Annotated in this window: 28 protein-coding genes and 1 tRNA gene; 18 read left to right on the forward strand and 11 right to left on the reverse strand. The window is 34.0% G+C overall.

The window, feature by feature from the left end:
- Positions 1 to 208 precede the first annotated feature (208 nt).
- The 4 genes from NFRAN_RS13045 to NFRAN_RS13060 all read left to right on the forward strand — a co-directional run bounded on the left by NFRAN_RS13045 (position 209) and on the right by NFRAN_RS13060 (position 4,791).
- Positions 209 to 916: a phosphoglycolate phosphatase gene (locus tag NFRAN_RS13045; protein WP_134485407.1), complete on the forward strand. Its 708-nt coding sequence runs from the start codon at positions 209 to 211 to the stop codon at positions 914 to 916.
- A complete protein-coding gene (gene argS, locus NFRAN_RS13050; protein ID WP_134485409.1) occupies positions 913 to 2,910 on the forward strand; it encodes an arginine--tRNA ligase in 1,998 nt (665 codons plus the stop codon). Before NFRAN_RS13045 ends, argS begins: the two co-directional genes overlap by 4 nt.
- Positions 2,911 to 2,964: 54 nt before the next feature.
- On the forward strand, positions 2,965 to 3,591 hold the full coding sequence (locus NFRAN_RS13055) for an EMC3/TMCO1 family protein (protein ID WP_134485411.1): 627 nt from the start codon (positions 2,965 to 2,967) through the stop codon (positions 3,589 to 3,591).
- A gap of 108 nt (positions 3,592 to 3,699) precedes the next feature.
- Positions 3,700 to 4,791: a tetratricopeptide repeat protein gene (locus tag NFRAN_RS13060; protein WP_172602358.1), complete on the forward strand. Its 1,092-nt coding sequence runs from the start codon at positions 3,700 to 3,702 to the stop codon at positions 4,789 to 4,791.
- A 1-nt stretch (position 4,792) separates the two neighbouring features.
- Here NFRAN_RS13060 and purN read toward each other — a convergent pair whose 3' ends face one another.
- Together purN and NFRAN_RS13070 are read right to left on the reverse strand one after the other, a co-directional pair.
- Positions 4,793 to 5,413, reverse strand: coding sequence for a phosphoribosylglycinamide formyltransferase (gene purN / locus NFRAN_RS13065; protein WP_134485414.1), 621 nt, complete (start codon positions 5,411 to 5,413; stop codon positions 4,793 to 4,795).
- 164 nt (positions 5,414 to 5,577) lie between these two features.
- Entirely contained in the window at positions 5,578 to 6,372 is a 795-nt protein-coding gene (locus tag NFRAN_RS13070; RefSeq protein ID WP_134485416.1) for a sulfite exporter TauE/SafE family protein, read from the reverse strand.
- Between the two features lie 40 nt (positions 6,373 to 6,412).
- Here NFRAN_RS13070 and NFRAN_RS14065 point away from each other — a divergent pair, with 40 nt between their 5' ends.
- Together NFRAN_RS14065 and NFRAN_RS13075 are read left to right on the forward strand one after the other, a co-directional pair.
- Complete coding sequence (locus tag NFRAN_RS14065; protein ID WP_172602359.1) at positions 6,413 to 6,580, forward strand: hypothetical protein; 168 nt, start codon at positions 6,413 to 6,415, stop codon at positions 6,578 to 6,580.
- 192 nt (positions 6,581 to 6,772) lie between these two features.
- Positions 6,773 to 7,063 carry a UPF0147 family protein gene (locus tag NFRAN_RS13075; protein WP_134485418.1) on the forward strand — a complete coding sequence of 97 codons (291 nt, stop codon included), beginning with the start codon at positions 6,773 to 6,775 and terminating at the stop codon, positions 7,061 to 7,063.
- Between the two features lie 199 nt (positions 7,064 to 7,262).
- On the opposite strand, the gene NFRAN_RS13080 is transcribed toward NFRAN_RS13075, so the two are convergent.
- The 3 genes from NFRAN_RS13080 to NFRAN_RS13090 form a co-directional block, all read right to left on the reverse strand.
- The gene (locus NFRAN_RS13080; RefSeq protein WP_232038038.1) at positions 7,263 to 9,365 is read right to left on the reverse strand and encodes a beta-CASP ribonuclease aCPSF1; all 2,103 of its coding nucleotides are present in this window, start codon (positions 9,363 to 9,365) and stop codon (positions 7,263 to 7,265) included.
- 99 nt (positions 9,366 to 9,464) lie between these two features.
- Entirely contained in the window at positions 9,465 to 9,776 is a 312-nt protein-coding gene (locus NFRAN_RS13085; protein ID WP_134485422.1) for a signal recognition particle subunit SRP19/SEC65 family protein, read from the reverse strand.
- A 65-nt stretch (positions 9,777 to 9,841) separates the two neighbouring features.
- The gene (locus NFRAN_RS13090; RefSeq protein WP_134485424.1) at positions 9,842 to 10,120 is read right to left on the reverse strand and encodes a phosphoribosylformylglycinamidine synthase subunit PurS; all 279 of its coding nucleotides are present in this window, start codon (positions 10,118 to 10,120) and stop codon (positions 9,842 to 9,844) included.
- 73 nt (positions 10,121 to 10,193) lie between these two features.
- Between NFRAN_RS13090 and NFRAN_RS13095 the strand changes: the two genes are divergently transcribed.
- From NFRAN_RS13095 to NFRAN_RS13110, 4 genes are all read left to right on the forward strand, one after another.
- A tRNA-Thr gene (locus NFRAN_RS13095) sits at positions 10,194 to 10,267 on the forward strand.
- Positions 10,268 to 10,356: 89 nt separating this feature from the next.
- The gene (locus NFRAN_RS13100; protein WP_172602360.1) at positions 10,357 to 10,650 is read left to right on the forward strand and encodes an H/ACA ribonucleoprotein complex subunit GAR1; all 294 of its coding nucleotides are present in this window, start codon (positions 10,357 to 10,359) and stop codon (positions 10,648 to 10,650) included.
- 10 nt (positions 10,651 to 10,660) lie between these two features.
- Complete coding sequence (locus NFRAN_RS13105; RefSeq protein ID WP_134485428.1) at positions 10,661 to 11,725, forward strand: transcription initiation factor IIB; 1,065 nt, start codon at positions 10,661 to 10,663, stop codon at positions 11,723 to 11,725.
- Between the two features lie 32 nt (positions 11,726 to 11,757).
- Positions 11,758 to 12,069 carry a MarR family transcriptional regulator gene (locus tag NFRAN_RS13110; protein ID WP_134485430.1) on the forward strand — a complete coding sequence of 104 codons (312 nt, stop codon included), beginning with the start codon at positions 11,758 to 11,760 and terminating at the stop codon, positions 12,067 to 12,069.
- 15 nt (positions 12,070 to 12,084) lie between these two features.
- Here NFRAN_RS13110 and NFRAN_RS13115 read toward each other — a convergent pair whose 3' ends face one another.
- Positions 12,085 to 12,480 carry a cyclophilin-like family protein gene (locus tag NFRAN_RS13115; protein ID WP_134485432.1) on the reverse strand — a complete coding sequence of 132 codons (396 nt, stop codon included), beginning with the start codon at positions 12,478 to 12,480 and terminating at the stop codon, positions 12,085 to 12,087.
- A gap of 75 nt (positions 12,481 to 12,555) precedes the next feature.
- On the opposite strand from NFRAN_RS13115, the gene NFRAN_RS13120 reads away from it, so the two are divergent.
- The gene (locus tag NFRAN_RS13120; RefSeq protein WP_197731197.1) at positions 12,556 to 13,008 is read left to right on the forward strand and encodes a DNA-directed RNA polymerase subunit K; all 453 of its coding nucleotides are present in this window, start codon (positions 12,556 to 12,558) and stop codon (positions 13,006 to 13,008) included.
- A gap of 10 nt (positions 13,009 to 13,018) precedes the next feature.
- Here the strand turns inward: NFRAN_RS13120 and NFRAN_RS13125 are convergent, their stop codons facing one another.
- Positions 13,019 to 14,416 carry a glycerate kinase type-2 family protein gene (locus NFRAN_RS13125; RefSeq protein ID WP_172602361.1) on the reverse strand — a complete coding sequence of 466 codons (1,398 nt, stop codon included), beginning with the start codon at positions 14,414 to 14,416 and terminating at the stop codon, positions 13,019 to 13,021.
- 109 nt (positions 14,417 to 14,525) lie between these two features.
- On the opposite strand from NFRAN_RS13125, the gene NFRAN_RS13130 reads away from it, so the two are divergent.
- Both NFRAN_RS13130 and NFRAN_RS13135 read left to right on the forward strand, forming a co-directional pair.
- Positions 14,526 to 14,948, forward strand: coding sequence for a DUF2203 domain-containing protein (locus NFRAN_RS13130; protein WP_134485436.1), 423 nt, complete (start codon positions 14,526 to 14,528; stop codon positions 14,946 to 14,948).
- The gene (locus tag NFRAN_RS13135) at positions 14,949 to 16,382 is read left to right on the forward strand and encodes an anthranilate synthase component I family protein (RefSeq protein ID WP_232038040.1); all 1,434 of its coding nucleotides are present in this window, start codon (positions 14,949 to 14,951) and stop codon (positions 16,380 to 16,382) included. It begins immediately after the preceding gene.
- 8 nt (positions 16,383 to 16,390) lie between these two features.
- On the opposite strand, the gene NFRAN_RS13140 is transcribed toward NFRAN_RS13135, so the two are convergent.
- The gene (locus NFRAN_RS13140; RefSeq protein WP_134485438.1) at positions 16,391 to 17,737 is read right to left on the reverse strand and encodes a threonine synthase; all 1,347 of its coding nucleotides are present in this window, start codon (positions 17,735 to 17,737) and stop codon (positions 16,391 to 16,393) included.
- A gap of 53 nt (positions 17,738 to 17,790) precedes the next feature.
- Here NFRAN_RS13140 and NFRAN_RS13145 point away from each other — a divergent pair, with 53 nt between their 5' ends.
- Both NFRAN_RS13145 and NFRAN_RS13150 read left to right on the forward strand, forming a co-directional pair.
- Entirely contained in the window at positions 17,791 to 18,747 is a 957-nt protein-coding gene (locus NFRAN_RS13145; RefSeq protein ID WP_134485440.1) for an asparagine synthase C-terminal domain-containing protein, read from the forward strand.
- A gap of 107 nt (positions 18,748 to 18,854) precedes the next feature.
- Positions 18,855 to 19,517: a Snf7 family protein gene (locus tag NFRAN_RS13150; RefSeq protein ID WP_134485442.1), complete on the forward strand. Its 663-nt coding sequence runs from the start codon at positions 18,855 to 18,857 to the stop codon at positions 19,515 to 19,517.
- Between the two features lie 52 nt (positions 19,518 to 19,569).
- Here the strand turns inward: NFRAN_RS13150 and NFRAN_RS13155 are convergent, their stop codons facing one another.
- Positions 19,570 to 19,890: a hypothetical protein gene (locus NFRAN_RS13155; protein WP_134485444.1), complete on the reverse strand. Its 321-nt coding sequence runs from the start codon at positions 19,888 to 19,890 to the stop codon at positions 19,570 to 19,572.
- A gap of 54 nt (positions 19,891 to 19,944) precedes the next feature.
- Positions 19,945 to 20,508 (reverse strand): hypothetical protein, encoded by a 564-nt coding sequence (locus NFRAN_RS13160; protein WP_134485445.1) that lies wholly within the window; start codon positions 20,506 to 20,508, stop codon positions 19,945 to 19,947.
- Positions 20,509 to 20,597: 89 nt separating this feature from the next.
- Between NFRAN_RS13160 and bioA the strand changes: the two genes are divergently transcribed.
- Positions 20,598 to 21,926 carry an adenosylmethionine--8-amino-7-oxononanoate transaminase gene (bioA, locus tag NFRAN_RS13165; protein ID WP_172602362.1) on the forward strand — a complete coding sequence of 443 codons (1,329 nt, stop codon included), beginning with the start codon at positions 20,598 to 20,600 and terminating at the stop codon, positions 21,924 to 21,926.
- Between the two features lie 4 nt (positions 21,927 to 21,930).
- On the opposite strand, the gene NFRAN_RS13170 is transcribed toward bioA, so the two are convergent.
- Positions 21,931 to 22,521 carry a recombinase family protein gene (locus tag NFRAN_RS13170; RefSeq protein WP_134485449.1) on the reverse strand — a complete coding sequence of 197 codons (591 nt, stop codon included), beginning with the start codon at positions 22,519 to 22,521 and terminating at the stop codon, positions 21,931 to 21,933.
- A gap of 253 nt (positions 22,522 to 22,774) precedes the next feature.
- On the opposite strand from NFRAN_RS13170, the gene bioB reads away from it, so the two are divergent.
- A complete protein-coding gene (gene bioB, locus NFRAN_RS13175) occupies positions 22,775 to 23,755 on the forward strand; it encodes a biotin synthase BioB (RefSeq protein WP_232038041.1) in 981 nt (326 codons plus the stop codon).
- Positions 23,739 to 24,923, forward strand: a complete 1,185-nt coding sequence (locus NFRAN_RS13180; RefSeq protein WP_172602364.1) for an aminotransferase class I/II-fold pyridoxal phosphate-dependent enzyme — start codon at positions 23,739 to 23,741, stop codon at positions 24,921 to 24,923. Before bioB ends, NFRAN_RS13180 begins: the two co-directional genes overlap by 17 nt.
- Positions 24,924 to 25,135: the final 212 nt, after the last annotated feature.

A 25,135-nucleotide genomic window follows, 5' to 3' on the forward strand; every position in this document is an offset into this window, starting at 1 on the left:
GATTCTATGGTATTACCAACGGAAAAATACTTAATTGTCCAATTTTACAACTAAACATCGATCACAGACCTATGAATACAAATTAATCTGTTTGTGTAAAATAAATTGTGAATTACACATGTGTTTCGGTGTGGAAATTACTTATACATCATGTTGTGTTAGTCCAAATCTAGATTTTTATGTATGTTAATTGTTTAATTAGTTTTATTTGAAAAATGTTAAATGGTTTGCAGTGGATATTGATGGAACTATAACTTTGAATGGCAATGGAATGGTAAACCTAAATGCCTTATCAAAGTTAAGATATTTAGCAAGATTAGGTTATCAAGTTGTGTTTGTCACGGGTCGCTCTTCAATCGAGGCATTGGCTTTAGCGATATTTGGCGGAACGACACAAATAACCATTGGAGAAAACGGTGGAGTAATTAGTACTGCACCAAATTCTCACAAGATTCTTGCCGATATAGATAAGTGTAGAAAAGGCTACGAGATATTAAGATGTGAATTAACCCATGTTAATGAAAAATCGGTCTTCCCAAGAATGAGCGAAGTAGTAGTAGACAGAACATTTAACTTGGATGAAGGGAATCGAGTATTCAAAGAAAAGGGACAAGATTTGATACTAGTAGATAGTAATTATGCATACCATATTAATGAAACTAAAATTAACAAAGGATTTGGATTAGATTCCTTAATGAAAGCCCTTGATATAGGTTATGACGAAATAGTCAGTATCGGAGACAGCACAACAGATATTCCAATGTTCAATAGAACCAAATATAGTATAACCTTTGAAAGCTCAACCAAAGAAGTACGTAATACAGCAACTAGAGTAGTAAAAGGTGAGAACGGTGATGGATTGATAAACGCTATAGACTGGATAATGGAACAAAAATCTTATTGTGAAATCATATGATTTTGGAAGAAATAATTGAAGAAATTGGTGCAGTTATAAATGAAGTTTTGACATTTTTCGAGCTTGGGAGTATTAAGATCGATTACGACATCAATGAACCGCCAATACCCGAATTTGGGGACTTTTCCACGAATATTTGCTTTCAGTTAGCAAAAATTGTTCGAAAACCCCCCCTATCAATCGCCGAGGAGATTGTGAAAAACAAACTAAAGTTAAGCAGTAAATGGAAAAGCAGGAGATACATCGAAATTGCAAGTTTTGAAAAACCAGGCTTCATCAATTTTACCCTAAATAAGGACATATTCTTATTGGAATTCTTACAAAACACCAATCAGAAAACAATGATTGTTACTCCCAAGACTCGTGATTTAAATAATAATGATACCATAATTATTGAACACACAAGCGTAAACCCAAATAAGTCCTTACATGTAGGCCACCTGAGGAACGCTATAATTGGAGATTGTTTATACAGGATATTTAAAAAAGTCAGAAAAGAAGTGAAAGTTCTAAATTATGTGGACGATTCAGGACTCCAAGTAGCTGACATTATAGTTGGTTTTAAATATGCTGGGATGTCCCTGGAAGAATGGAAATCAGGATCTGCAAATTACTCAAAGTTTGATCAATATTGTGGGAATGAAGTTTATGTCAAGATTAACGAGCTTTACAAACAAAGACCTGAGCTTATTGCATATAGAGCACAAGTGATGCGAGAACTCGAAAACCCCTTATCAGAAATATCGAGTTTCACAAATCAGATAGTAAGTAAGGTTCTTATTGATCAACTAAAGACAACATGGAATTTTAGAATCCATTATGATTTACTTAATTTTGAATCTCAGATCATACAATCCAACCTTTGGCATCTATTGTTTAAAACCTTGAAAGACAAAAAAATAGTGAGGTATGAAACAGAGGGGAAGAATAAAGGGTGTTGGATATACAGCTCGCCTAAAGAAGGCGATAAGGTTATAATTAGGAGTGACTCAACTCTTACTTATTTTGCAAAAGATATTCCGTATGCAGTGTGGAAACTTGGTTTTTTGAAAAATCCATTTGGATGTAAGATCTTTGCAAAGCAATGGGATAACACATATTTATATTCAACCACATTGCAAGACCAGAACATTGATGATAATGGAAAACCAAAGCTGAAAATTAACAATGAATTTCCAATAAATTTTAACAATATTAGCAGAGTTATTACAGTTATCGATTCAAGACAAGAAAGATTACAGACTTTGATGATTGAGATATTAGCTAAGATTGGGACATCTTCATCAAAGTATGAATACCTTGGATACGAGCCTGTAATTTTAAGTGGGAACACCATGGCTATGCTAGGCATTGAAACTATTGATAACAAGGCGGTACAAATGTCAGGAAGAAAAGGAATATTTGTTGAAGCAGACCTTGCATTAGCAATTTTAGAGGAAAGGGCAAGAAGTGAAACGGAAAAAAGAAATCCTGGTATGCCTCAAGAGGAATTGTCTCGTATTTCACGGGAAATAGCCATATCAGCAATTCGATATTATTTTATTAAATTCGACTTTGGAAAAATCATTAACTTTGATATAAATGATTCATTAAGTCTTGAAGGAGATACTGCGCCATATATACAATATGCTTATGCAAGAGGCAAAAAAATTGAAGATAAATTAAATACTAAACAAAAGTCAATAGAATTTTTTGAGACGATTACCAACCTATCAGCTATTGAATTTTCAAAAGTGGAAATTGATCTTATCAAACATTTATGCAAATATACTATTAAACTGTCTGAATCGTCTGAGAAGGCGAATCCCAAAATTATGGCAAAATACCTCTATCAACTTGCCACTTTGTTTAACAATTTTTATGAAAGCTCGCCAATCATTAGCGAATCCAACGCAAATTTGGCTAAGGCAAGATTAAAAATTATGCAATGTAGTATGATTGTTTTTGAACATTGTATGGAAATAATTGGCATCTCAACCCTTAGCAGAATGTAGAGTAACTCAACAGGAAAAAGATTAATAAATCTCAAAAAATCACTCCCCAATAGTTTGATAGATCTGTATAGCCTGTCTGAGCGGGTAATTCTACAATTTCCCGGCTTTACTCCACATTACACTCAAAATCCCATATTTCCAGACATGTTTACTTCCGCAGTCGTAGCAGCTATTATTGCAATTGGTTTAAACTTAGGTATGGCTCTTTTAAGGAGAAAAACAACAAACATAGAAAAAATGAAATCTGTCATGAAAGAAACCGGTGAATGGAGAAAAAAATATACAGAAGCAATCAAGAAAAGGGACAAACAGCAAATAGACGAACTAAAGAAAAAACAATCCCAAATGCAAAAGATGAGTATGGAAATGCAGCAACAGCAAATGAGACCTATGATGTTGTACATGGTCCCGTCCTTTATGTTATGGATATTTGTATTCCCAGCCATTTTTGGTCAAACAGTTGCGCTGTCCCCAATTGCAATTCCATATCTAACATGCTCAGATGAAAACGTCAAGATTGATACTCCGGTTCAAACAACAAACAGCACAAGTACAGAACTTAAGCAAGGACCATGCAAGGTTCCAGGTCAGGTATTTTTATGGGGATGGTTTCTGATAGTTAATTTTGCGTTTACAGGAATCGTAGCTAAGATAACCAATACCAGCATACCTACCTTTTAGTATCTTTTTGCAACGACAGGATAGCACTACTTACAAACTAAAAAAGAATATATTTATTCGTGGTCAGTCCTAATATTTATAATGGAAAAGATTTTTGGGAAGAAACTTTTGTCGGATAGAAACAATTCAAAATCTTCCCTTTCTCCCAGCGGGTACAGAATTACTGAAGATGATATTAAGAAAGTTAATTTGTATAACAAGGGTGTCAACAAGATGTCAGAGGAAAAATTTGAAGACGCTATCAGATGCTTTGATCTCTCCCTAAGAATAGATCCATATTTTGTAGATTCCTTGATTAAAAAAGGATATTCCCATTTTCATTTAAATCAATATAATCAGGCAATTTCATTATTTGATCAGGTTCTAGAAATTGATGTAAACAATGCCGGAGTGTGGAACTTAAAGGGACTAGTGTACTATAAATTAAAAGAATACGAAAAGGCAATAGAATGCTGTCAGAAAGCATTAGATATTAATCCTAATGATGCAATGGTGTGGTATAATTATGCCTGTTATTTAACTTTAAACAAGCAGATATCTGAGGGTATGGATGCATTAAAGAAATCCATTGAGTTAGACATATCAAATGCAAAGAAGGCCGTTAAAGATAGGGATTTCCTGAGTGCACGAATGGAAGAAGATTATAAAAGGATTATAGAAGTGGTAATTTTAGAATCGATAAGACAAGGTAATGACCATTTGGGAAAGATATTATGGATAACTGGTCTAGATAGGATTGAAATTCAAGATGCTACAACACGACTAGCAAATAAGGGCCTGCTAATCAAACATACTAAAAAGACTTTTACTGGAAAAGATGAACAGTACGAACTTACACAAGAGTTAATTTCTAAAATCGGAGTAGAAAAAAGAAAGACTGGATCATCACCTTCAAAACACTTTGAAGGAAAGAAAGAAGTATTCATCTCTTCTCAGCAGTTAAAAGACATTAGTAAAATTCTCTACGAAGCCTCCGAAGCATCCGATAGAGGCGACATCAAGAAGTTAATGCAAAACATAGACCAACTTTTAAACCCCATATTACACGGTACACTAATTCTGGATAATTTCTTTGAAGAACACAGAGAATTAAGATTATATGGCAGCAGGCTGCGGGAAAAAGGACAAGAGTATCTCAACTCAAATAAGGAAGAAATTTCTAGATTTTTACTGGAGATGGATAAGAAAATAAGAGGCTAATTTACTCTCTAATCTGAACTATTCTATTATCTTTTAATAAGAGCTTATTAGAAATGAAAAGGCTTAAAGCTTTTACATATATCTGATGTTCCTCAATCAATATTCTTTCAGATAAAGACTCTTCGGTGTCCTCATCGTATACTGGAACACATTTTTGCAAAATTATGGGACCAGAATCCACGCCGTTATCGACCATGTGCACTGTGCACCCAGTTACTTTAACCCCGGCCAGGAGAGCTTGTTTTTGTGCATTTAATCCCTTAAAAGCCGGGAGCAAAGATGGATGAATATTCAATATCTTATTCCTGTAACGATTCACAAAATCCGGACCTAAGATCCGCATAAACCCAGCTAGACAAATAACACCATTATGCGCATAAACATCATTTTTCTCTAGTTCTGATATTAGCCGTTTTTCAAACGAACCTTCGCGAATATCAGGTTCAACTACAGATGTCTTAACACCAAATTCCTTTTTCGCAATTTCCAATCCAATTGCATCTGGGTTATTTGAAACTACCAATACACTCTTGACTCCCTTGACCTCACCACTTCTGATCGCTTGAAGTAATGATTTCATATTGCTTCCTCTTCCAGAAATTAGTATTGCTAGGTTTATCACTCCATATAATTATAAGATAAATCACACTAATTAATCAATCATTAATACCATTATGACGAAATTATAATGCCTCTCTCTCGAAATGCTTCTTGTAAAAATACGACAATGTTACTACAACATTATAGTAAGTTGTTATAATCAACCAAATTGGTACTAAATCACAATCAGTCTTGTAGATTTATGCCATCATATATTAATTTTAAGGAAACTATAACCAACAGTCCACTAAACAATTTTAAAATATGTAAAGAATTTATTCGAAATGACAATTGACTACCTATGATTCCTCCTATTACCCCTCCCATAGAGAGAAAAAAGCCCATTTGATAATCAGGTTTGCCTTGCATCACAAAGATGATCAATCCTGCAAGAGATGTAAATATTAATGCAAATTGTGATGTGGCGGTTGAAGTTTTGACTGTAAAATTCATCAACATAATTAAACTCGGCACAAAAATTATTCCACCACCAACACCAAAACTACTCGATATGATTCCCGCCATAAAAGATAGCATTATCAAAAAAAAAATCTTAATTCTTGGAGTATCCGAAAGATCAGGTTTGGAATAGGAATCTGATGCGGAATGGTCATCTTCATATAGTTTCCGCCTGACTAAGAGATAAATTGCTGTACAGAGTAAGATTATTCCAAAGAGATACCTAAATTGCTCCATTGAAAAATTATTTGAAATGTTGACTCCTATAATAGAGCCAGGTATAGAGAATACAGATAAGATCAATCCTATTTTTACTTGAATTAACCCTCTACGCAAATACCTAATTGATGAGGAAAGACTAGTTGAGACTACTGCAATCAAGCTCGTAGCCGAAACCTGGGAAGGGATGTAATTCAGGAAGCTTAGGTATGGACCGTTAATCACCCCACCTCCCACTCCAACCATAGAGCCAATTGTACCAGCAAACAGAGAAACAAAAAAAGCGATGTATAATTCATTCAATACAGTATCAAATATACTCGTTATGTTAAGTGATATAATTATGTCGCGTCAAAATTCCTTTGAAGATTTATTTGCCCAAAACAAGATGGCGATCGTGCTAATTCCCGATCCAATTACGCCCGCAATAAGGGCCTCAAAAAAATATTTTGAAAACAAGTTAGGCATAAATGTACTGAAAAAACTAATCAAAACGGGCAGAACCGAATAAATTAGGACCCCACCGACAAACCCAATTATCCAAAATAACATGATTAAGAGTAGCCTGTTCATCGATGATTCCCTTTAAAGACATATTGGGTATAATTTGATTTGTTATTAAATTTTTCACATATGCTTTTGGGAACCATATAAATAAAGCTATTAATAGGAATAAGGTGAAAATTAGGATGTGTGATCCAATATGACCGTTACAAAAAAAGAATTAAAACAAAAAGAGAATATGGAAAGATTAAACAATGCAATCTCAACTCTAGATTCACTGATCAAGAATGTCAATATTCAACGAAACATTAGAAATATGATACGAGAGGTATTGACAATCCTAAAAGATGAAAAAGGTGGAAGTGTTTCTGTTAGAGCAGCTAATGCTATCAGTATGTTAGATGGTGTAACACAAAATCCACAGATGCAATCACATATTAGAACGAGTTTGTGGCAAGTAGTTTCGGCCCTAGAAAGCATACGCGAATAAATTATTCAAACTGTCTAGGTGCTAGACTTACCTGGCTTAGGTGGTGGAGGTAATTTCTCTAATTTATGATTAGGATTAGCTAAATAATGGCGAGAAGCACCTTCACCACTTAAAACTATATTACAATTCATACATCTATATCTTATAGCCAACTCAGTTCAACATTAAGAACACCATACATAGGAAAAAACCTATCGAATTACTTTAACTTGATTATCTCTCTGTTATCAGGGACGCTCGAACGTATTCTCATTCTAGAATATATCATACTTGCAACATTTTCGGATTTGGATTTTTCGCCATGATTTACCAAGACGCGTTTAGGACGAATCTTAGAGATAAAATTCATTATTTGATTGAAATCACTATGACCGCTAAAGCCATCTATTTTTTGCTTGGAGCAACGTACTGGTATTACTTTAACCTTTCCGTTCTTGTCAATCATACTTGCTTCAGAAATTGATCCATCTAACACTCTCCTGCCCAAGGTTCCGTTTATTTGATAAGAAACAAAAATAATCTTATTTTGAGGTTCTGGAGAAATTTGTTTAAAATATTCGACTGATGGTCCACCTTCAAGCATCCCAGACGTAGCCATAATAATCGATGGCGAATCATCTGCAAATACCTCTTCCCTCTTACTTAATCCATTTATTACAGTAAAGTAGGATGAAGTAAAGGGGTTTATCCCTTCAGAAACTGATTTTCTAACCTCGTATCCTAAATAGTGTGCATAAGACATATGAATTGCACTAGCTTCAGAGATCATCCCTTCGATGAATATTGGTGATTCGATCAGGCGACCTTCACGCATCTCTTTATCCAACACCAACATTATTTCTTGAGCCCTTCCAACAGCTGGAACTGGGATAAGGACTTTACCCCCCTGTTTCAAAGTCTGGTTTATACTTTCTGTAAATAGTCCATAAACAGTTGACTGATCTGGCATTATGTCATTCGACGCACCGTATGTACTTTCAGTAATAACCGTTTCAACTCGAGGAAAATTAGCCAAGGCTCCATCAAGTAATTGGGTTCTTGCATACTTGTAGTCCCCTGTATATAGTATATTATGAGCTCCAGAAATATTAATATGGACAGTAGCACTTCCCATTATATGACCTGCATTGTTCAACGTTATAGTAACATCTGGTGAAATATCAGTGGGTTTCCCGTAAGGAATAGGAATACAGTGCTTTATAATTTCGTTTACATCCCTCACTTCGTATGGGATGTATGATCCATTATTTTGGGCTATTTTAACAGAGTCCATCTGTAACAATGTCATCAGTGGTAAAGTAGGTTCCGTACAGTAGACTGGCCCCTTGTATCCAAACTTATATAGAGTTGGAAGAAATCCCTGATGATCGATATGAGCATGGCTAATGACAATGGCATCCAATTCATCTAAATTAAAATCAAACCAATCTAATCTAGGGTAGGCATTATAATAAACACTCTCACCAGGGTTAATGCCGCAATCGAGCATTATTTTGCTTTCAGGAGTAACGACAACAAAACAAGACCTGCCTACTTGTTTGACACCACCCAAACAGTAAATTAAGACTTCCTTGATGTTGTTGTAATGATAACGAGGTTTTTCTAGGCTAGAATCCTCCTTATAGTTAGTAACACTCCCTTGTATTTCATTATTCTTACCAGGTATACCGTTATTGTTATGGATCAACGGGCTGGAAAGTAATGAGGGGCGAAATGTTCTGCGACCTAAGCTTTGGTAGAAATTAATACGTTCTTTTGAAGAACCTTTTAAAACTGAATGGATATTTTTTATACTGTTTGAGGGTATATGCGGAGAACGTCTAGTATGGGCTATCCATCCTGTATCTATTGCAATCTGAAGGAAAATGTCAGATGTAATACCTTCAGGTTTGTTGACTTCCAAGATTACTTCTCCAGTTGCCTCATCACAAAAAATTACAGATATTGTTACTTCCTTCGGCAAGATCCTGTTTATAATGTTCCTGGTTTCATCCTCGGAAAAACGAATCGAAGGGTCAGTTCTGATAATGAACCTTTTTTTCATCGATTTCGACAATGCCGATAAATGCAATGTCAATTCAGTAAGTGCAAACCTAGGATTTTTAGTATACAATGCAATATTTGCTGCTTCAAACCTTATACTTGTGATTTGAGCTTCCTTGGGGATTGATTTTAATATCCGCTCTTCAAATGATTCCTCCGCTACATATGAAGTCTTTTCATTTCTCAAGTTTGAAGGTGTTTCTACTTGATTGCTATCCGTTTCATTCTTCTTACTTATAACTTTCTTTTCGGGAATCAATTTCTTACATATTTCCTTAAATTATTAACCATATCGAAAAAATCAGGTATATTTTATCTAAAGGAACTTGATTATTTATATTTTGAGTTTTATAAACTTCTACCTAGTTCTTGATCTTGTTCTATCTAAAACTATTTTTTCAGAAATACTCTTTAACAATGCATTTTTATTTAACCCCCTTTTTTCTACCATCACATACCCAGATTTAATATGAGCTCTCTTCGGAAATCGAGCTCCATCGTTGATATGCTCCTTGTCAATAGTGTAACCTAATGATTTGATCGCGTTGACTAGCTCCGAAACCTGGGGATCATAAACAGCAAACGATCTAGATACTTTTCTGCCTTTTTCCCGAGACAAATTTTTGTTAAAATAATCTAACCAAATTATTACACTATCGTAATCCTTCATACTCCAATGATTTTGACATTGTCAGACCATTAAGGTTTTCTCCTACAAATTTAGCAAAATAATGCCTACTTGTTCGCAATTGTTAATTCACAAGTACTAACTATAGGATTATAGATTCGCAAATCTTCACACATACGCTTTATCTTATCTAACGCATCCTGATTGTCGCGAGCCAAAACCTTAATAGATAAAGATTTAGCTGATCGTACTGAAAGAATATCTTGGTAACCCTCCTTTAGAATTAAGTCTTTGAGAACAGTTTCACCCTCAGGGTCATTGAGAAATGGTTTGTTACTAATTGTTACTATTACCTGAATAATGCGTTTTTCTTGGCTGGAAATCATATAATTACTAACGAAAAAGTCAAATATATATATAGAAGCTTTTAAGTAAAGGTTTCATCTGATCTTAAAAAATGGTCATGTAGCTCAGCCTGGCAGAGCGAAGGTTTTGTAAACCTTAGGTCGCGGGTTCAAATCCCGTCATGACCTGCTGTATTCAATTATTAAATAAATTTAATTGATTCATTTGATAGCTTTATTTGACAGAATGATTTGTAAGTGATTGTGATATTGATCATTTGACTATGGAATTGTTGGGAGAAATTCTTCATTTTTCTAAGAGTGGCCGGTTTATAGTAAAAATAGATCAAAACCGAAAAAACCCACAACCTGGGTTGATTGTATATAATAATGAAAAGAAGATTGGTAAAATATTAGAGTTGATAGGTCCAGTGAGTTCACCTTACGCGTCAGTAGCCCCATTTATTCAGCCCAGAAATAAGACCGTGGGTATAAGAGTATATACAAATCCAATAGATAACAAATTCAAATCAGCTAAATCCAGAAATTCCTTCAAACGAAATAAGAAATAGGCGATAGAAAATGTACAATAATTTAGACTTAAGAAATACTTGCCCTGAATGTGATTCAGCTATAATACAAGATATTGTAAAAGGAGAATTCATTTGCAGCATATGTGGTTATGTTTTGCAGGATAACCTCGAGGATTTTGGTCAGGATTCTTTCTCAAACGATTCTTCAAATAGGACTAAAAATATTCGTGCGAGCGGTGTTAATAGCATATCTTATCATGATTTTGGCCTTCATACAGAAATTGATAATCAATTTAGAGATTATACAGGGAAACATTTTAAAGAAAATTCAAAAAAATCTATTCTCAGTCTTAGAAAATGGAACAGTATAATTAGAATTTCCAGTTCAAAGGAGAGAAGGCTTTCAAATGTACTAAGTAGGATAAATGAAATCACTTCGCTACTTTCCGTCCCAAAGGTTGTGTGTGAAACGGCGGCATTATTATATCGAAACTATGAAAGTAAATGCGATACCAAGGGAAAATCTACTTCCTGTATGGCAGCTGCTTCAGTTTATTATGCTTGTAAAGTTTGCAGGGTTCTGAGGTCATTAAACGAAATAGTTCGTTGCAGTAATTCGATCGAACATTCAAATGATAATCAAAAACTTGCCTCAAAATATTACCGAGCAATGGTTATGGTATGTGAGAATGAGGAACATTTGAGCCAACATCAACCAGAACAACAGAACAAAATCACAGACTATATAGTCGCACCAGTACAAGCTCGCAGTTCAATCAAAACCAACCATAGCATATCAAACCTACAATCGATTAGTATTAATCAATATATTTCTAAACTCGCCAATATTGCGAAATTTGATATAAAAATAGAGAGATTGGCATTAGATATAGCAAAGAAAACTGAAAATCACATGCTATCGGATGGAAAATCACCTAATGGGATTGCAGCCGCATATATATACTTGGCATCCGTGTTGCTTGGAATTAACATTCTCCAGATGGATATATCTAGACTTGCAGGTGTTACTGAAGTCACCATCCGCAACAGATGTAAGGATATATTAACTTGCTTTAAAATCGTCCTTAAAGTTAAGCCATCCTTAAAAGTATAAATTATGTCAAAATTCAAGATATTTGTTCCATAATGGGTGGTAATAAAAAGAAGCCAAGCCAATCTAACGCAAGTAAATCGCAAGAAAATAAAGGAAACAAAAAAGAAGAAACAAAAAAAATCCCAAAGACACAACAGAAACAGAGGTTATCTGTATTGATAGAAGACGCTCAGGGGCTCAAAACATTAGATTCTATGAAAGCTATTACAGTACAATCTTTAGCCCGATCACTGGGAGTAAAAATTTCAGTCGCAAATAATTATTTAAGAAATTTAGAAAATAAAAACATTGTAAAAATGGTTGGAGGTTATAGTGGACATAGAATTTATCAAAAAATAAAATAGTAGATTTTTAGTGCACTATTCTTCCAATTTTCTTATGGTCAGAATATCTCCGGGCTTCGCATATAATAAGAGATCTATATTTGCTGAAGTGATATTGCCTAGTAAGCTGAATTTTTGTCCAACGAGATAATCCTTCAAAAAAATCGTTATAAAATTTCCAGAAGGAGAAAATGCAATGTCCCCTCTGTTGAAGGAATCACGAGGCTTTTCAATTCCGATATCTAGATCCGTCTTTACATAAATAAATTTATCATCATACTTATAGATTAGTCCTGAAATCGGCATCCTTTTTAGTAATTTGTTAATTGTTAGAGGCGACAAATGTCTAATAAACTCTGCATCAAGTACCTTTTCATCACAAATTAGTATTTGCAACCTTATCCGTGAAACGCTTTCTACACTAGATGGCATAAATTATAATTAAAAGTTTATAAATATGAACTTTCAGTAACATTTAATTATATTGATAAATCTTTCTGGATAGTAGTGGCTATTAAGAGAATAAGAAAAAAATCAGGTACTAATAAAGGTGATAATATTGAGAAAAACAATAATGAGGATAATTCTGAAAATAGCCTAGGAGTAGATAGTACCGAAATTCAACTGGAATCTAAAACTAAAGAAGAAGAAGATATAACAAAAAAATACAAGACTTACGAGGCAGATGTAGATTTCAAATTAAGAGAGGTTGACTCTAAAAGCGAAGAGATAATAATTGGTCCTAATAGGCTTACACGTTTTGAAAAAGCAAGGATTACTGGCGCAAGATCCTTACAGCTATCACTAGGGGCACCTATTCTGACGAAAATCCCATTGGAACTAACTGACACCATTATGATAGCCAGATATGAACTTGATAAGAAAAGTTTACCGATCTCAATTAGAAGGATTCTACCCAATGGTCTATACCAAGATATACCTATAGGATGGACTGTTTAAACCATTTCTCTTAAGATCTTTTTACAAATAAATATACATCATTAAAATTGGTGCCTGTGTACCCGGTTTCAATTGTAGAATGTAAATCCTTAAGTATTAAGTTTGAATTATGAGACTCTATAAAGCTATTAACATCTAATCCTTTGAGCCTAAGAGACTCTAGTGTGAATGGTGAGAGGAAGCCGCCTGCAGATTTGGAACTACCATCAATTCCATCAGTCCCAAAACAGATGATACAGTAATCCGAGCCCTTTGGTATAACTAGGGATTTGATCATCTTGCAAATTGATTCCTGATTCCTACCTCCGATTCCTTTTTTGGATTTGTCTATTACAGTAGTAAGTTCGCCTCCAACAACTATAGCTGTCTTGTCTTTGTTAAGATGGTTCACGGCCTCTTTGGCAAACATTAAAAATTCAGTCGTACTCATATTCAGATTGGAACCTTTGTAATCAACTACATATCCAAGTGAGGTTAGATGAGAAATTATCTTTTGACAAAAGTTTGAGTTGTTTCCGATAAGAAAGTTATCAGTACTTAAAGTTTGAAATTCATCTAATTTTACTGTTTCAAGTGAATTGTCTCCCAAGCCCCTTTTCAATACATCCGAGACTTTAGGAATCGAATCTGATTGTTCCGCAAAAATAGAGTATTTTCGAAGTATAGATATTGCGTCCCCAAAAGAGGAATTGTCATAGTAAGTGAGACCTGACCCAATAGTACTTAAATCATCCCCTACGACATCAGATAAAATGAGGCTAACAACTTGTCTTCTAGGATTAAGAAATCTGAGTATTTTGCCTCCCTTGATTTGTGATAAATGTTTTCTGACTATGTTAATTTCATTGATATCAGCTCCGCACGATATTAGTATTCTATTAATTTCTCTCTTATCTGAAAGGGCCAAACCCGGCAAAGGGGAAACTATTAGCGAAGATGAGCCACCAGAGATTAAAAAAATTACCATATCAATATTATCTAAATTTTGCAATTCTCTAACTACAGATTTTGATGCAAAAAGACTTCTTGTATTGGGAATTGGATGCGATGATTGTATTACTGTAACATTCCGCAAAAAGGATTGTTGCTGCTCACTAATATCATATCCCTTAGGAACAATTAATATTCCTTTAGATATCTTATCATGCAGTTTACTAAATAACCCATTCATCATTTTTTCTGATGCCTTACCTACGGCTATGACTAATATGGACCTGGTCTTTGGTAAAGGAAAACTACGTTTTTTTCCATCAATATCCCCAATCTTAATATCATTATTCAGTTCCACTGCATCCTTTACAAGCACTTCTGGACTACAAGTTTTAAGGGCAAATTCAAGTGCATTGAGCGAATCTCTTAGAGCTTTAGACTTGTGATATCGCAGAAGTGAGGTTCGGTTCTTGATCAATTCCACTAGAAAGATTTGAAACTACTCATATTTATGGTTCATTTTCGAGTGAAAATGAAAGCTTACTGCTACATATAAATAAATAATATCATCATAATCAAATTAAATAATGTTTGATTTCTTCACACCGGCAAGGGCAAACTCGATCTTACCGCAAGTACGTTCGAAATTGGTTGGTATTTTAAATCAACGTGAAAAAGTTTTGGAATTACAATCCGAGCTAAGCCTTGCTATTGAAGAAAATATAGGTCATGAAAAGTTTTTTAGAATTAAGAATCAATTGAATAAATCCATTACTGAGATGTACCAGCAAATAGAAGAAATTGAAAAAATGGGAATAATAATAAAAAGTTTTGAAGAAGGTCTGATTGATTTTGCTGCCAAGAGATTTGATGAAGAGGTTTGGTTATGCTGGAAATTAGGTGAAGATAAGATAAGATTTTGGCATCGAAAGGATGAAGGATTTATCGGAAGAAAACCCTTATCAATCAAAGGAACTTTTGATGAGGATGACCTTGAGGATTTGCGTTAAATGGCAATGGATTTAAATAAAAAGTTAAACAAAATTTTAGTTTTAAAGAATGGACCCAAATTTCTTGAGTTGGATACCAATAGTCCACCTTTTAGTATATTCAAGAAAATAAGCAAGGAATTTGATAATTGTTTCATATTTGAATCATTAGACGGACCAAAGGAACTAGTTGAATCATCTATCATAGGGTTTGATCCAAAATTTTCTATTAAATGTACTTTGAGAAATTTGCGTATATATTACAACCAAAAGGAAATTTATAGACAAAGGATTAAAGATCCATTAGAAACAATAAGAAGTTTTTTTCCTTCTGTCAAAAATAAACAATACAGATATGTTGGAGGTCTGGTAGGTTATTTTTGCTATGAAGCGATCAGATTTTGGGAAAATATACCTATAAAGAAGGATTTGAAATACCCTCTGTGCCACTTCGGTTGGTATGAGGATGGAATAGTTTATGATCATCAGAAAAATAAATTGGAATACTTTTACTACGATAAATCACGAATTGAGAGAATTAAAACATTAATCGAAACTCCGGAATTAAAAACCAATATGAGTAAGTCATCATACTCAAATTTGAAGAGAAGTATCAATAAAAGCGATTTTGAAAGAAAGGTAAATCTAATAAAAAAACACCTCCTTAATGGAGATGTCTTTCAAACTGTGCTGTCAAAAAAAATTACGTTTGAGTACCATGGCGATTCACTGGATTTCTATGAACAATTACGAAGCATCAATCCTTCTCCATATATGTTCTACTTTAAGGATAATTCAAACATATTATTAGGAGCAAGCCCTGAAATGCTAATTAGAATTACTGGCATACATGTCGAGACATATCCAATAGCAGGTTCAAGACCAGTTTCAAATGATCCCAGAATTACCAATCAATATCGAAAAGAAATGGAAGGTGATAAGAAGGAGGTTGCCGAACATACAATGCTTGTAGACTTGGCCAGAAATGATTTGGGAAAAGTATGCCGGTTCGGAACGGTCAGAACACCCGAACTAATGAAAGTAAAGAGGTTTAGCCATATACAACATATGGTTTCTCACGTAATAGGGATTTTGGACAGTAATCATGATATTTTTGATGCATTTAAGGCAGTATTTCCTGCAGGAACAATTTCTGGAGCTCCAAAAATAAGGGCCATGGAAATAATAAGCATTCTAGAACCAGAAAGCAGGGGACCGTACGCTGGTGCGATCGGATATTTTTCTTTTAATCGATGCTGCGATTTTGCAATCACTATTAGATCAGCATTCTTGGACAATAAGAAGGGGTTTACACAGTCAGGAGCCGGAATAGTTATTGATTCTATACCCAGTAAAGAGTTTCAAGAAACAGAAGATAAATCAAGAGCAGTTCTGACCGCACTTGAAAGACTGAATCAGAAATCACCTCAAAATATATTTACTCGGAATAAATGAAGATAAAATCAAGTTAAGTGATCGCGAGGTGGCTTAGCAAACATATTAGATTTATTCAAATGATAGTTAATAGCTAACGACGGGTCTTTCTGTCTTCCGGTTAATACCCCAACAACAACTTCATCTTTTTTGATAATCTCTTTTTTACGCAATTTCTTAATCCCCGCTGGTACAGAACCTGAAGCCATTTCGCAGTCAAATCCATTCAATCCGACCACAGCCATTCCATCGAGCATATCAATGTCATCTACTGATTCAACTATGCCATTTGTAAAATCAATGGTCCTCAGTGCTTTTGCGATGTTAGCTGGTTTTCCAATTTGAATTGCGGTTGCCAAAGTCTTAGGTGAAATCTTGTTGATATCCTGGTAACGATAAAACCTTTCGATAAGTTGTGTGTCAATCTTACCGCCATTCCAACTAAGTTTAGAGTTATCAAACAATCCATTAACTAATCTATAAAAAGTATCAGCACCGTTTGCGTTGACTACCAAAACACGAGGAATTCTCTTAATCCACCCCCATTTATAAAGTTCCATTAAGGCCTTACCACAGCTTGATATATTACCCAATGCACCACCAGGGTAGACAATCCAATCAGGAGGGTTCCAATTTAGGTGCTCCATAATTCTAAAAACAATAGTTTTTTGACCCTCGATCCTAAATGGATTGAGAGAATTAACCGTATAGCCACCTTCCTTCGTAGCATTAATTAATGACAGTGACAACGCATCATCAAAATTCCCATCAACTTCTATCACTTGGGCACCAAATTGAAATGCCTGACCAAGCTTACCTGGAGCTATTTCTCCTCGAGGTATGTAAACGTCACATTCTAAATCTTCATTTGAAGCATACATAGCAGCAGAAGCCGATGTATTTCCCGTAGAAGCACACACTATTTTTTTAACTGACAGGAGTTTTGCATGGGTAACTGCAGCGGCCATTCCGTTATCCTTAAAGGAACCACTGGGATTGTAACCTTCAGGCTGAAGATAAAAATTTTCTGATTGGATATCTACATAATTTGCAACCTTACTCATTTGATAAGGTCGTGATGATCTACCTTCCGATCCGTCTAGTGAGACTAAAAATTTGGAACATTCGTGGATATCTTCCGTGTCAATACCAACAAAATTCAATAACTCACGATATCTCCAGACTCCACTTTCGTTGAAAATATTTCCCATGTAATTCCGTCTCTGGTAGAAGGTTTCTATAAGATTCTTGTTGGGAATTTCGTCGTATACAACATCTAATAGAAATCCACAAGAACAGCGATATATATCATTATCAATTGAATATTCAATCCCACAAGAAGGATTAATACATTTTTTCTTTGCACCAGACCTCATATAACCTTAAATCAACTAACTATATTTATAAACGTAAAATAATTAAATTAATAGTGGTCAATCCATGCGATGAGATTCGATTTCTTTTAAATGAGGCCTGTAAAGCAGTTCCTAATGAATCCATTTTACTTTCAGGGGGATTGGATAGTAGTATCCTGCTATTATACATAAAACCAAGAAATGCGATCACTATTTCGATTAATGGTATGTCTAGTGATTATATATACGCATCCAAAATCACAAAGAAAATTGAAACAAGTCATAAAATCATTCATCCTGAAGATAATATAGTACTCGAGTGTCTAGATGAGCTTGTATCTGATTACAAGACTTTTGATCCAATATTTCTTCGAAACATGGCAGTACAATTGATTGGATTCAAAAAATTGAGCGAGATGAATTTTCGATCGGTAGTCACCGGTGATGGGGCCGACGAACTTTTCGCAGGTTATAACTTTCTACATAAATATAACAAAGAGCCAATTCTACTTGAATCCAAATTACAAGCCTTGATACAAAATATGAATTTTGATTGGATGACTTTGGCTAAAAAATATGGATTGGATATCTACTGTCCCTTCTTAGACAAAGATATAATCAACTTTGCCAGATCTTTATCAGTCAGAGTTAAAATCAGAGAAAATAATGGAACAGTCTTTGGAAAGTACTTTCTAAGGGAATGTTTTGAAGATGTATTGGGAAAGGATATTGTCTGGAGAAAAAAAGAAGCTATGGAAAGTGGTTCGGGAATGTCCCAATTTATGAACAGATTTATTATGAAAATTTCTGATGAAGATTATATAAATGGTTATAGGGCTGCTAAAATGGATAACGTAACAATTAGAGACAAAGAACATTTGTATTACTATCAAATATACAGGAAATATTTCCCAGCTCCTATAGATGATCCTGCAAATCAGATTCAAACTTATAAAATATGTTCTTACTGTAAATCTAAATTAGGATACCATGGATCATTTTGCAAAGTATGTGGCGCATACCCAATTTAGAAATTTATGTTTTGTAACCGTAGATCCTAGTTACTCTGGTTACTCCTAAGGAATAAAATACATATTTATATATAAATTTCGACATTGGCATAAGGGTAAAAAAGTCAATGTCTTTTAGCAACAAATGGATTAAACCACAAAATGAAATAGGTAATGTAGGTATGAAATTATTAGAGAACATCAAACCTCCATCTCCATTAAAACCACGAATAGAAGAAGCACAGAAGAGACTTCACTCGCAGATTTCAAAATTAGAAAGTATGTCTGCAAAAATGGAAGAAAAAGATCAAATCATTTTCAAGAGAATTATAAGTGCCATGCAAAATCACGATAGTCAATATGCCAAGATTCTTTCAAATGAGCTTTCACAAATTAGGAAAATGAATAAGATGATAACATCAGCAAAATTGGCATTAGAACAAATCCAACTCAGACTGAATACTATTACCGAATTAGGGGATGTAGTAGTGACACTAAGCCCTGCAATGTCTGTAATAAAGAACATTCAAGGTGGATTAAACTCAATGATACCAGAGGCAGGACAGTCGTTTGGAAAGATAACTGATATTCTAAACGGTATTATGAATGATTCAGGACAAATACCTACAGCGTCCGAAATTAGTGGTAACACAGGTAGTGTGAGTGAAGACGCCCTTAAAATCATAGAAGAGGCAAGTGCCATAGTAGAGCAAAATATGAAAGACAAATTTCCCGATTTACCAACTTCGGGACTGGATTCAAAGATATCCGAGAGCAATTCCTTATATTGAGTACTCAATCCTAAATTTTTAGCCTAGGATATCTATTCTTAAATTTTATGAACTACTCATTAAGTATTTTTTCAAGTTGTACTTTAATACGGTAGATTGTGGGATAGCTATAACCTTTTTCACGATATTTCTTAACCAGAATTTTCCAGTTTTTTAATCTTACTTTAGCTTGTTTTTTAGTTAACAAAGATGTTTCCATCTTTACGAAACTTTTTCTTCCAGGATTTAAATATCCACCTAAATCTGCTACATAGCGATTGTTGGAAAATCTAAGCCCTCCTAATATCACTTCCATTGGAAGCTTTTCAAAATAACTTTTTACTTCCAAATATTCGTTTCTGAAGGCATAAAATTCAATTTTATATTTTTTCATAATTACCTCATGAAGGCGAATATTTCATAATTCGAGTTTTGAAATGTATTCAATTTAGAGTATTTTGAATCCAGAATAATTAATTCTATCAACATGTTGAACAATATCTATCATAATCTGCGAAAAAGGATAGACATTGTCACTGTTTATTGTTTTACTATTTGATATCACATAATTTTTCAGTGGCTTGAGGGTATCTATACTTGAATAGGATACAATCCATATATTTTGGTGTAAGGGTTGTATGGCCTTTAGTTTTTCAACAACATTCTTGATTGTTTCATCTTCAGTTAAACAAAATTGGATAATTATAACCTGTTCTAGGATCTTATAGATATCTCTTGCATTTGGTATCATTATTCCAACTTCCAATCCGTTGATATTTATTTTACGTTGTGAAGGTATAACCATGATTGTTAACAAATAATGCATCAAGGCCTCAGCTAATGAAACCCACTCACCATTAGAAAGAGTCTTGCCGTTGGTTGAATTCATACAATTCTTCAGCAATTCCTCGATTATGAATTTTGAATTTTCATTTTTATTCAATAGTTTCTGTTTTATATTTAGTGAACCCATACGATCTATTTCCGAATACAGCAAATTTTTTAAATCCATATAGACAAACTATATAGAATTCTTTCATTATTAATCATTACACAAAAGGCAATAATTTTAATTATCAACTTTTTACACTAATATTATAATTGTATAAGAATGATAATATTTGGTATCCATATACCCAGATGGCGGAATCCTCCAAAATTTATAAGAAACGAATCATCAAGTCAGGTCAGGATTTTCATTTTGTAGATGAGCGTGGACAAAAATATTTGGACGGTATATCAAATATGTGGTGCAATGTATGGGGATTTAATGAAAATAATATTACGAATGCAATGATTGACCAGATAAAAAAGATCCCTCATTCCACGATTTTTGGTTTGAGTAATCTTAAGTCAATGGAATTATCAAGGTATTTTTTGAAATTAACAAAGGGAATGGATAAAATTTTTTATACAGATAATGGATCCTCTGCTATCGAATCAGCATTAAAGATTGCTACACAATATTGGAGTAACCAGGGAAAAGAGACCAAAACAAGATTTTTATCAGTAAAATCAAGTTACCACGGAGACACTATGGGTGCTATGTCAGTAGGATATGTAGATTTATACTTTAAGAAATACAAGCATATACTTTTTCCCACAGTAACTGTTCCAAAACCGATAGGCAGTAGATTAGATGTTTCCAACAGAGAAATAGATACGGACCGTGTAATAGAAAAGACAGAAAAAATAATTGAGGAAAATTCTGATAAGGCGATTGCTTTAATTATGGAGAGCGGTGCCCAAATAGCTGGAGGAGTTAATATTTACCCTGCAGGATATCAAAAAAGAGTTGCCGAATTGTGTAGAAAATATAATGTTCTATTTATTTTGGACGAAATAGCTACTGGATTTGGGCGATTAGGTAACATGATAGAATACATAGCACAAGATTCGATTCCCGATATAGCATGTTTTGGGAAGGCTATTACAGGCGGTTACTTTCCGCTAGCAATTACAACAGCTTCAAGAAAAGTATATGAAGAGTTTGAAGGCGAATGGATAGATCAAAAGCATCTGTACCACGGTCATACCTTCTCAGGACATCCAGTCGGTTGTACGGCAGTAATTGAGAATATTAAAATGTATAGAAAAAACAAACTCATTTCCAAAATTCGAAAAAATAGCAATCTCCTAGTCAAAAGATTAACGGAATTTAATCAATTCCCTATCGTTAGTAACATACGCGGAAAAGGTCTACTAGCTGCCTTTGATCTAGTTAAAAATGGAAATCCCATCAAAAGTATAAATGGAGCACCTATTTCTATGTTTATAATTAAGGAGTCATTAAGACGAGGAGTCTATTTGCGTTCCTTAGGCTCGACAATTGTAATAATCCCTCCCCTTGCGATTGATAAGGATTCTCTGGAAATAATATTAAATACACAATTTGAAATTGTAGCAGAAATTTACAAGAGTATTAAATAATTAGTCACAATAGTTTTAGATTCTTGTACAATGTAGTTTTGGATATTCCCAATTCTTTCGCTATAGAAGCTTTTGATTTATTTTGAGACAATAATGTTATTAATTCCTTATCATTTATCTTCTTTAATGGCCTACCTATCTGTTTACCCACTGATTTTGCTCGGATAATCCCGTCTTTAGTTCTTTGAATCAATAGCTCTCTCTCTCGTTCGGCTACCCACGTTAGAATACCCAACATTAACTTTCTAATGCTAGGTTCTGTTGTTTGTAGAAATGATTCTCGTGGGGAGCACGAGATTAGTGGAGTAAATCGCTCCACAGCTTTTATAGCTTCTAATGTATCCCAAAAGGTACGCCCGATTCTAGAGAGTTCATATACTAACACTGCATCAATTTCTTCCTTTTCAACTAGATTTAGCAGCTCTTTAAATCCGGGACGAGAAGTTGCAGCAGTCTTGCCACTAGTTGAAGAATCTTCAAAGTAGTCGAGGATCTGATAATCATGAGCTCCAGCCCATCGTTGCAGGGAGATTTTCTGATTCATCACAGTTTGATCTTCTGTACTCACCCTCAGATACGCAAATGCGTATTTCATAGACAAATTTTAGAAATCAGCAGTAAAAAAAAGGTAGTCAATAATAAACGATAATTTGTTTAAAATTCATAGACAAATTTTAGAAATCAGCAGTAAAAAAAAGGTAGTGGATTTTAAACAGTTCATTTAACGGTCCTTTATTAAACTAGAATAAGAAACAAAGGAGTAGACGAAATTCGTTAATTCTTATTGATCGGGATTTTTTAAAATACTAATATAGGTGAGACATAAATAATAAAAAAAGTAAGGATAATTGACCAATTCAAATCGTGACTTTATTTTAAATATGATGTCAACAGTATTGGAAGGCCATAAAATTAAGTTTGATGATGCTCTTAAATTAATTCGTTCTGACGATGTGAATACCCTAGCTGCCTGTGCAAAAGAATTAACACAAAGATTTGTTGGAAATCATATAGATGTAGAAACCTTGATTAACGCGAAGTCCGGCACATGTCCGGAAGATTGTTCATTTTGTGCCCAGTCTTCTTTCAATAGCACGATCATAGAAAAATATCCATTGCTGCCCCCAGAGAAAATATTAGAGCAAGCTGAAAATGCATTGAAAAACGGTGCAAACAGTTTTTGTATTGTTTGTGCATATAGAGCCCCTCCTGAAAAAGATTTCCGACAAATTTGTGAAACAATCAAACTGATACGAAAAAACCTTGACATCGAAGTTAATGCTTCATTAGGTTTCATGACCATGCAGCGAGCAAAAGAATTGAAAAGTTTGGGTGTCAAAAGATATAATCATAATTTAGAGACTGCAAAAAGTTATTTTGACAAGATATGTAATACACATTCTTATCAAGACAGAATCGATACTGCAAAAATTATTAAGAATGCAGGTCTAGAACTTTGTTGCGGGGGGATCATTGGTATGGGAGAGTCTGTAGAACAGAGAGTAGAATTAGGGATGGCATTAGCATCACTAAACCCTGATGAGGTTCCCATAAATGTGTTAATTGGAAGAGAAGGAACACCACTACATGGCCAAAATTTCATAACTAAAAAAGAGATACTTCAAACGGTTGCAACTTTTAGATTCTTGATGCCCAAAACCATACTAAAGATTGCAGGCGGACGAGAAGTTCACTTAAAAGGAGATGACAAAAAAATCCTACAGGCTGGTGCAAACGGAATAATTACAGGTGGTTACCTCACAACTCAAGGAAATAAACCCATAGATGACTTCAAGATGCTAGAGGAAATTGGTGCTAGACAAAAATAACTTTACCTATTTTACAAATGTTTTAAACAAATTAAATGAAGATTGTCTATACAGACATTTAAGAGTAGTTGGTGAAGCTATTCACCAAGGAAATACAAAGTCTGGAAATGATATTTGTAATTTTTCTTCAAATGATTATTTAGGATTATCTAAGAATGAAGATGTAATCAAGAAATTTAGAAATTTAAGTCTCGAGTCAGTATCGCAATGTAGTTCGAGATTAATTAGTGGTAATACTTTAGTCCTAGAAAAATTGGAAAAAGCGCTTTCTAAACACAGAAACACAGAGTCATCATTACTTTATCCAACGGGATACATGGCAAATTTGGGTGTGATAGGTTGTATTGCAGATAGAAATACGGCGATTTTTAGTGATGAACTGAATCATGCAAGCATTATCGATGCTTGTAAATTATCCAATGCAAAAACCTATGTTTTTTCTCACAATGACACAATAGAGCTTAAAAAGATGGTTACAAACTCGAGTGAGCGCAGAAAAATCATTGTTACAGAAGGAATATTTAGCATGAACGGCGGTTACGCTCAGTTAGATGAAATATCTGAAATTGCTGAAAAATATGGATGTATCCTAATTGTTGACGATTCACATGGAGACTTCATAGTGGGTGATAAAAAATTGAAAAACTATTCGGGGACACCCAGCTTGTTTGGCGTTGAACAAAAGGTGGACATTCATATAAGTAGCCTAAGTAAAGGATTAGGTTGTTTTGGTGGTTATGTTAGCTGTCCACATTTGATTAGGAACTATTTAATTAATAAATCTAGATCATTTATCTTTACATCGGCTTTACCTGAATTTTTGTGCGAACTTGCTATGCTTTCATTAGAATTGGCAAAAAAAGGTATACAACAAGAAAGACTTGAGAATAATATTAATTATTTTCAAAAAATTGCACATGAGCAAGATATTCCTGGACTAGTACACGGAGTTCAAAGTCCTATTAACCCGATAATCATAGGAAGTGAGAAAAAGACTATAACTATTTCAAAAAAGTTACTAAATCGTGGATATTATGTTCAAGGTATTAGATATCCAACAGTTAAAAAGAATGAAGCGCAATTAAGAATTTCGCTCTCATCGTTGCATACTTATCATCAGATCTCAGCTTTGGTTGACAATATCAATCAACTGATAAGAAATTGTTGACTACATATTTCAAAATTCGAATTTTGAAATATAATATTTCTTTTTGAATTAATTACTCTATTATATTCTTATTTTATTAAATAAATACAACATCTAAATACATAGTTACATTATTGTAAATGTCATCAATAATCTATAACCTTTACTATTCTGTTATCATTATTATATAAATACTATATACATAATTGTTACACTATAAATATAGTACATTA

This window comes from Candidatus Nitrosocosmicus franklandus, assembly GCF_900696045.1.
GTDB lineage: Archaea > Thermoproteota > Nitrososphaeria > Nitrososphaerales > Nitrososphaeraceae > Nitrosocosmicus > Nitrosocosmicus franklandus_A.

Excerpts from the sequence above, each read along its gene's own strand:
- NFRAN_RS13150 (WP_134485442.1), top strand. The coding sequence starts at position 18,855 with ATGTCTTTTAGCAACAAATGGATTAAACCACAAAATGAAATAGGTAAT.
- NFRAN_RS13155 (WP_134485444.1), bottom strand. The coding sequence starts at position 19,890 with ATGAAAAAATATAAAATTGAATTTTATGCCTTCAGAAACGAATATTTG.
- argS (WP_134485409.1), top strand. The coding sequence starts at position 913 with ATGATTTTGGAAGAAATAATTGAAGAAATTGGTGCAGTTATAAATGAA.
- NFRAN_RS13105 (WP_134485428.1), top strand. The coding sequence starts at position 10,661 with ATGTACAATAATTTAGACTTAAGAAATACTTGCCCTGAATGTGATTCA.
- NFRAN_RS13090 (WP_134485424.1), bottom strand. The coding sequence starts at position 10,120 with ATGATTTCCAGCCAAGAAAAACGCATTATTCAGGTAATAGTAACAATT.
- NFRAN_RS13170 (WP_134485449.1), bottom strand. The coding sequence starts at position 22,521 with ATGAAATACGCATTTGCGTATCTGAGGGTGAGTACAGAAGATCAAACT.
- NFRAN_RS13140 (WP_134485438.1), bottom strand. The coding sequence starts at position 17,737 with ATGAGGTCTGGTGCAAAGAAAAAATGTATTAATCCTTCTTGTGGGATT.
- NFRAN_RS13110 (WP_134485430.1), top strand. The coding sequence starts at position 11,758 with ATGGGTGGTAATAAAAAGAAGCCAAGCCAATCTAACGCAAGTAAATCG.
- NFRAN_RS13085 (WP_134485422.1), bottom strand. The coding sequence starts at position 9,776 with ATGAAGGATTACGATAGTGTAATAATTTGGTTAGATTATTTTAACAAA.
- NFRAN_RS13160 (WP_134485445.1), bottom strand. The coding sequence starts at position 20,508 with ATGGATTTAAAAAATTTGCTGTATTCGGAAATAGATCGTATGGGTTCA.
- NFRAN_RS13115 (WP_134485432.1), bottom strand. The coding sequence starts at position 12,480 with ATGCCATCTAGTGTAGAAAGCGTTTCACGGATAAGGTTGCAAATACTA.
- NFRAN_RS14065 (WP_172602359.1), top strand. The coding sequence starts at position 6,413 with ATGTCGCGTCAAAATTCCTTTGAAGATTTATTTGCCCAAAACAAGATG.
- NFRAN_RS13135 (WP_232038040.1), top strand. The coding sequence starts at position 14,949 with ATGGCAATGGATTTAAATAAAAAGTTAAACAAAATTTTAGTTTTAAAG.
- NFRAN_RS13075 (WP_134485418.1), top strand. The coding sequence starts at position 6,773 with ATGACCGTTACAAAAAAAGAATTAAAACAAAAAGAGAATATGGAAAGA.
- NFRAN_RS13130 (WP_134485436.1), top strand. The coding sequence starts at position 14,526 with ATGTTTGATTTCTTCACACCGGCAAGGGCAAACTCGATCTTACCGCAA.